Annotated in this window: 9 protein-coding genes and 1 pseudogene; 1 reads left to right on the top strand and 9 read right to left on the bottom strand. The window is 57.0% G+C overall.

Translation table 11 applies throughout. From position 1 onward, the window contains the following. Positions 1 to 79 precede the first annotated feature (79 nt). The 4 genes from WB402_RS06385 to WB402_RS06370 all read right to left on the bottom strand — a co-directional run bounded on the left by WB402_RS06385 (position 80) and on the right by WB402_RS06370 (position 2,636). Positions 80 to 670, bottom strand: coding sequence for a hypothetical protein (locus WB402_RS06385; protein ID WP_424206086.1), 591 nt, complete (start codon positions 668 to 670; stop codon positions 80 to 82). 78 nt (positions 671 to 748) lie between these two features. Then, positions 749 to 976, bottom strand: coding sequence for a hypothetical protein (locus WB402_RS06380; protein WP_424206085.1), 228 nt, complete (start codon positions 974 to 976; stop codon positions 749 to 751). Between the two features lie 65 nt (positions 977 to 1,041). After that, positions 1,042 to 1,869, bottom strand: a complete 828-nt coding sequence (locus WB402_RS06375) for an ABC transporter permease (RefSeq protein WP_424206084.1) — start codon at positions 1,867 to 1,869, stop codon at positions 1,042 to 1,044. Then, on the bottom strand, positions 1,866 to 2,636 hold the full coding sequence (locus WB402_RS06370; RefSeq protein WP_424206083.1) for an ABC transporter ATP-binding protein: 771 nt from the start codon (positions 2,634 to 2,636) through the stop codon (positions 1,866 to 1,868). The genes WB402_RS06375 and WB402_RS06370 overlap by 4 nt, the downstream gene beginning before the upstream one ends. 208 nt (positions 2,637 to 2,844) lie before the next feature. On the opposite strand from WB402_RS06370, the gene WB402_RS06365 reads away from it, so the two are divergent. Further along, positions 2,845 to 3,690: a metal-dependent hydrolase gene (locus WB402_RS06365; protein ID WP_424206082.1), complete on the top strand. Its 846-nt coding sequence runs from the start codon at positions 2,845 to 2,847 to the stop codon at positions 3,688 to 3,690. A gap of 124 nt (positions 3,691 to 3,814) precedes the next feature. On the opposite strand, the gene dnaQ is transcribed toward WB402_RS06365, so the two are convergent. The 5 genes and pseudogenes from dnaQ to WB402_RS06340 form a co-directional block, all read right to left on the bottom strand. Further along, a complete protein-coding gene (gene dnaQ, locus WB402_RS06360) occupies positions 3,815 to 4,564 on the bottom strand; it encodes a DNA polymerase III subunit epsilon (protein ID WP_424206081.1) in 750 nt (249 codons plus the stop codon). Beyond that, positions 4,561 to 4,875, bottom strand: coding sequence for a type II toxin-antitoxin system RelE/ParE family toxin (locus WB402_RS06355; protein ID WP_424206080.1), 315 nt, complete (start codon positions 4,873 to 4,875; stop codon positions 4,561 to 4,563). Before WB402_RS06355 ends, dnaQ begins: the two co-directional genes overlap by 4 nt. After that, positions 4,860 to 5,048 (bottom strand): hypothetical protein, encoded by a 189-nt coding sequence (locus WB402_RS06350; RefSeq protein WP_424206079.1) that lies wholly within the window; start codon positions 5,046 to 5,048, stop codon positions 4,860 to 4,862. The genes WB402_RS06355 and WB402_RS06350 overlap by 16 nt, the downstream gene beginning before the upstream one ends. A 79-nt stretch (positions 5,049 to 5,127) precedes the next feature. Next, positions 5,128 to 5,214, bottom strand: a pseudogene (locus tag WB402_RS06345) (exonuclease domain-containing protein); the annotation flags it as partial. A 19-nt stretch (positions 5,215 to 5,233) separates the two neighbouring features. Beyond that, on the bottom strand, positions 5,234 to 5,413 hold a 180-nt coding region (locus WB402_RS06340; RefSeq protein ID WP_424206078.1), incomplete at its 5' end, for a hypothetical protein.

Here is a 5,413-nt window from a genome sequence, read left to right as displayed (position 1 = left end):
GCATCGCCCACCATCTCCTGACTTTCAAACAGAAAGGGTCCGCTTCGCGGGCCCTTTCATGTCGAACCTGCTTCGGCGTTCAATGAACTCGTTCGGACCGTTCCGGACGCACGACTCGTTCCGGATGTCCGGCGATATCAGGCCGTCCGATTTTTTCAGCCTTTGGTAACCACTCGGCCTTTTCTGACTTTTCAGATTTCTGCGAGCCCGTTTTTTCCATGCGCGGTTCTTTCCGTAATTCGTTGCGAGTATGGCTCGCGACGCTGACGACCGGACCCAGCTTGAAGCCCAGGCTGTTGGCAATTTTTCCCCAGCCCATCTTCTGGCTGCGGAGGGTTTCAATTTTATTCAACGCCTCCGCCATCGTCGGATAGTTCTTGGTGTCGGTTTGTGTCAGGCGCTGGGCCATGGCCAGTTCGATGGAGGTCTCGCCCCAGCCTTGATTTTTAGCACGCAGCTGCTCGACCACGCTGGGATCAACATTGAACTGGCTGGAGAGTGTCTTGACTTTGTCGCTTGACGCAGATGAGGAGGCGTCGTGGTCGATTTCCTTCTTTATGGTCTCAAGTTGTGTTTCGTCCGAATTGGCTCTGGCCCATACCGGAACTCCCAGCGCCATGATCAGAAACAGACTGCCTAACAGGGTTGTCGTAATGTTTCCTTGCATCATTACCTCCTTGCTCGCATTACGCGAATGGCGTATTAACGCACAAGGACGTTACCAGTGTATGACCGTTCGGCAGGTGAATCAGGCCTCCCATTCCTCCAGCGGCGAGGAAGGCGCGCGTTTGTCGGCGATCAGGCGCTTGGCCTTGGCTTCATCTTCGGCAAACGCCATGCGCACCGCATTCGGATTGTCCGGGGATTCGGCGATGCGCAGTTCCCGGCAGAGATCTTTCGCCTCCTTATATTGCACGCAGGTTTTGACGAGCGTGAATTTTCTGTCGGCCGAAATCTTGAAAACGAAGTAAGGCATGGTGTAAGTGTTCCTGTAACGGTTGGAAAGCCCGGAAATGCTACCCCGCTGTCATCCGGTTGTCATCATTCACCGACGTGCAGCAACTGGCCACGCACCCGCGCGATCTTGAAGAACGCGAGAAACGAAGCAAAACCAGCGGTGAGATAAACCACGTTGAGCAACGCGGCGTGCAGCAGCAAGTCCACGCGGAAGACGTGGTCAAACAATACCGCGCGCATGCCTTCGAACACATGACTCGACGGGAGTGCTGCCGCGACATATTGCAGCCACACGGGAAGGGTATCAATCGGATAATACACGCCACTGACAGGCTGCACCGCGAAGATGGCGATCCACGCCATGCTCTCAGCGCCGAGGCCGTAACGCAGCACGAAGCCCGAGACCAGCAATCCGATCGACCAGCCCATGATGATGAGATTGATGAAGAACGCCAGCAACGGCAGGCCCATGCTGAAGATGGAATAGTGAAACAACGGAATCGCGATGAGCGCGGCACCGCCGACGCCGATCAGCGTGCGGATCAGGCTCATGGTAAGCAGCGCGCAGCCCAGCTCGAATGGCCGCAGCGGACTGACGAACAGATGTCCCAAATTGCGCGACCACATCTCCTCCATGAACACGAGCGAGACACCGAGCTGGCTGCGGAACAGCACGTCCCATAGCAATACGCCGGAGAGCAACACGCCCGAGGCCTGCGCAATCCACGAGCTGTGATTGACCAGGAACATCGTGATGAATCCCCACAGCACCATCTGCACCGTGGGCCAGTACACAAGTTCCAGAATGCGCGGGCCGGAACTGCGCAGTAGATAGGTATGCCGCAATACCAGAGCATAGATACGGCGCAGCGAGGGAGCAAAACCGGTGTGCGCGTGTGCTATCCCGGTCATTGTTTCGCCACCTGATTGCTGGCTGGGGTAATTTCAAGACGACGATCACGCGCAATGTCGATGAACACCTCTTCCATATTCTGGCGACCATAGCGTGTCAACAACTGTGCCGGCGTGCCGCGATCCACGAGCTTGCCGGCGCGCAGCATGATGACGTCGTCGCACAGCCGTTCCACCTCCGACATGTTGTGCGAGGCCAGCAGAATGGTCGTGCCGGTGCGTTTGCGATAGGCCTCGAGCATGCCGCGTACGTAATCCGCCGTGTCGGGGTCGAGCGAGGCGGTCGGCTCGTCGAGCAGCATCAGCTCCGGTTCGTTCAGCAAGGCCTTGGCCAGCACCACGCGCGTCTTCTCGCCTGCCGACAGTTGCCCGTAGGGCCGGTTCAGGAAGCGCCCGATCTGAAGGTCCTCGCACAGGGCATTGATACGCGCGGATATATTGATAATCCCGTAGAGCCGCGCATAGACCGTGAGATTTTCGCGCACCGTCAGCCGCCGCGGCAGATCCACATACGGCGATGAAAAATTCAGGCGCGGCAACACCTGGTAGCGATCCTGCAGCATGTCCACGCCAAAGACCGAAATGCTGCCCGAGGTCGGCAACAACAGTCCCAGCAGCATGGAAAGCGTCGTGGTCTTGCCGGCGCCGTTGCCACCGAGCAGCGCCGTGGTGGAACGCAGCTCGACGTCAAAGCTGACGTCATCGACGGCAATGACGCTGTCGAAATGCTTGCTGATGCGGGAGACGGAAACGACCGGGTGCGACATGGAGCACGCAGATTAGCGCGAAGTGGCGCGCTTGTCAGCTTGTCAAGCCCGGAATCGGGAAAGACATTTTCCTGCCGACATCTGCCGGCTCTTGCTCAAACCGGGGGCATCTGGTTTAAGCTGTCACCACGGAGACACGTCCGGCTCGTCGCAAGACGTTGACGGCGTATCAGGGCAATGGACTCATACAATGAAAATGGAGCGCAACATGAAAAAATCATTCATCCGGATCGCGGCGGCTTTGCTGCTGCTCACCCTCGGCGGCGCCGCCTGGTCGGCCGACACCACCCTCACCTGGCACGGGCATGCCGCCTTCGAGATCGTCACTCCGAAAGGCAAAGTGCTGATGATCGACCCATGGCTCAAGAACCCGATGAATCCCAACGCCAAGAACGGCAAGGACCCGCTGGCCGCCATTACCAAGGTGGATTACATCCTGATCACGCACGGGCACTTCGATCATGTCGGCGACTCGGTGGAGATCGCCAAGAAAACCGGCGCGCGTCTGGTCACGAACTATGAGCTGGGCAGCAACATGGCCAAACTGCTGGGCTACCCCAAAGAACAGATGGGCTTCGACACGCTGATGAACATCGGTGGGGAAATCACCATCGCCGACGGCGAAGTGACGGTCGACATGGTGCCGGCGATTCACTCCAGCGGCATGGGCAATCCGCTCGCGGGCGAGAAGGAACCGGAAGTCGCCTACGGCGGCAACCCGGCAGGATTCGTGATCAAGATCAAGAACGGGCCGACCATTTACCACAGCGGCGACACCGCTTATTTCAATGACATGGCGCTGATCGGCGAACAAAAAATCGACGTCGCACTGATCAACATCGGTGGACATTTCGGCATGGAGCCGGCGATGGCGGCACGCGCCGCCAAGGCGGTCCACGCCAAGGTTGTGGTTCCGCAGCATTACGGTACGTTTCCGGTGCTGACTCCAGACGCCAAGGGCTTCGCGGAAAAACTTCGCAAGCTGGTCATCCGCGCCCGGGTCATGCAGCCCGGCACGAGTCTGACTTTCAAGGGGAAGAAACTGGTTAACTAGAAACTATCTCAACATGTAGGGTGGCATCGCCCACCGTTCGATGGCAATCAATGCCGCTTGTGGTGCGCAACGCCCACCCTACAATATCTGCAAGGTATTTTTCAGATAGCTTCTGAATCAAACTTCACTGCGAAGCGAGTTCGATTTTTTTCCACACGCACTTCCCGCCGCTTTTCTTGTCGAGTTCCTCCAGCCACGCCTGATGCGTGGCCAGTTCCTCGGCGCTCGCCGCAATTACCGGCAGTTTCGGACGATTGGGGTCGAGGCGGCGTATGTCCGAAGGTTCGACGATGTTGGTAGCCGTGGCGTTTTTCAGGTGGCTGTGGGTATCTTCGAACAAACCGGTCTGACCGCCGGTCATGGCGAGATACACGTCCGCCAGAATCTCGGCGTCGAGCAGCGCGCCGTGCAACGTGCGATGCGAATTGTCCACGTTGTAGCGCCGGCACAGCGAATCGAGGTCGTTCTTCTGCCCCGGATGCATGCCGCGCGCGAGCTTGAGGGTATCCACCACCGTGCAGGAATCCTCGACGCGCAACGGCGCCTTTCCGTTCGCCATCACGGACAGCTCATTATTAAGGAAGCCGATATCGAACGGCGCATTGTGGATGATTAGCTCCGCGCCCTTGATGAATTCAAGCAGGTCTTTCACGATGTCGGCGAACTTCGGCTTGTCCGTCAGCATCTCGTTGGTGATGCCGTGCACCTCCATCGCGCCCTGGTCGATCTCGCGTCCGGGATTGATGTACTGCTGATAGCGGTTATTGCTCGCGCGTCGGTTGATCAGCTCCACGCAGCCGATTTCAATGATCCGGTGGCCCTCGGAAGGCTCCAGGCCGGTGGTTTCAGTATCGAGAATTATCTGGCGCGTCATTCTTCTTTCTCCATTCTTTCCGTTACCGTGTCGAACAACCGCTTGCCGTGAATCACTGCCACAACAGTAATGGCATCTTGGGCTACTCGATACACACGGCGGTAGCTGTATATAAAACGCTCGCGGATATCGTCCTGACCGAGTTCTGGAACAATCCGGCCAAGGTATGGGAATTGATTGAGACTGCGGGAGGTTTCGAGTATCCGATTAACAACTGTGGTGGCGTAAAAAGCCGAATCGCGGGTGATGTAGCTGGCGATGGCATCAACGTCATCCAGCGCTTCCGGAGACCAAGCTACTTTTTGACCCATTTTCCAAGGCGCTTTTCGGCTTCTTCCTGCGACACCACGCCCTTCTTTTCTGCCGCCTCGATTCCCCGCTGGATTTTTTCGATCACATAGAGATGATACTGAATGTCCTCCAGCGAACAATCGTCGGTCAGCTTCTTAAGCAGCGACTCGACTTCCTGTTTTGCGGTGCTCATTCGCCAATACCTCTGTTTACACGCCTTTTAAGATTAGCCGATTGCGTAATACATTGGAACAGTCACGGATGCACCCTTATTTTGTAAGTAGCTCTACGCAGCCGATTTCAATGATCCGCTGGCCCTCGGAAGGTTCGAGGCCGGTGGTTTCTGTATCGAGAATTATCTAGCGCATTGGGCGGTCATTATACTCGTTGTTTTATTTGTATCGCCTTCGGCGATGATGAAAAGCTAATTGCGGGTGGCTCCGCCCCTGCACCCTGGGTCCATTTCTTTTGTTCGGCCAAAAGAAATGGACGAAAGAAAAGACCGCCCGGTCGCTTCGCCGCGCAAACTACTGCGCGGTTCCCTGCGCGCCTCGCTTC

Origin of the sequence: Sulfuricaulis sp. (genome assembly GCF_049587675.1) — a bacterium.
In the GTDB taxonomy this organism is placed as follows: Bacteria; Pseudomonadota; Gammaproteobacteria; order Acidiferrobacterales; family Sulfurifustaceae; genus Sulfuricaulis.
The sequence above is the reverse complement of the archived record's forward strand: the minus strand, read 5'-3'. Positions and strand labels throughout refer to the sequence as shown.

Bases quoted from the DNA above. Each gene is read 5' to 3' on its own strand.
- WB402_RS06370 (WP_424206083.1), bottom strand. From the start codon at position 2,636: ATGTCGCACCCGGTCGTTTCCGTCTCCCGCATCAGCAAGCATTTCGAC.
- WB402_RS06350 (WP_424206079.1), bottom strand. From the start codon at position 5,048: ATGAGCACCGCAAAACAGGAAGTCGAGTCGCTGCTTAAGAAGCTGACC.
- WB402_RS06355 (WP_424206080.1), bottom strand. From the start codon at position 4,875: ATGGGTCAAAAAGTAGCTTGGTCTCCGGAAGCGCTGGATGACGTTGAT.
- WB402_RS06380 (WP_424206085.1), bottom strand. From the start codon at position 976: ATGCCTTACTTCGTTTTCAAGATTTCGGCCGACAGAAAATTCACGCTC.
- WB402_RS06385 (WP_424206086.1), bottom strand. From the start codon at position 670: ATGATGCAAGGAAACATTACGACAACCCTGTTAGGCAGTCTGTTTCTG.
- dnaQ (WP_424206081.1), bottom strand. From the start codon at position 4,564: ATGACGCGCCAGATAATTCTCGATACTGAAACCACCGGCCTGGAGCCT.
- WB402_RS06375 (WP_424206084.1), bottom strand. From the start codon at position 1,869: ATGACCGGGATAGCACACGCGCACACCGGTTTTGCTCCCTCGCTGCGC.
- WB402_RS06365 (WP_424206082.1), top strand. From the start codon at position 2,845: ATGAAAAAATCATTCATCCGGATCGCGGCGGCTTTGCTGCTGCTCACC.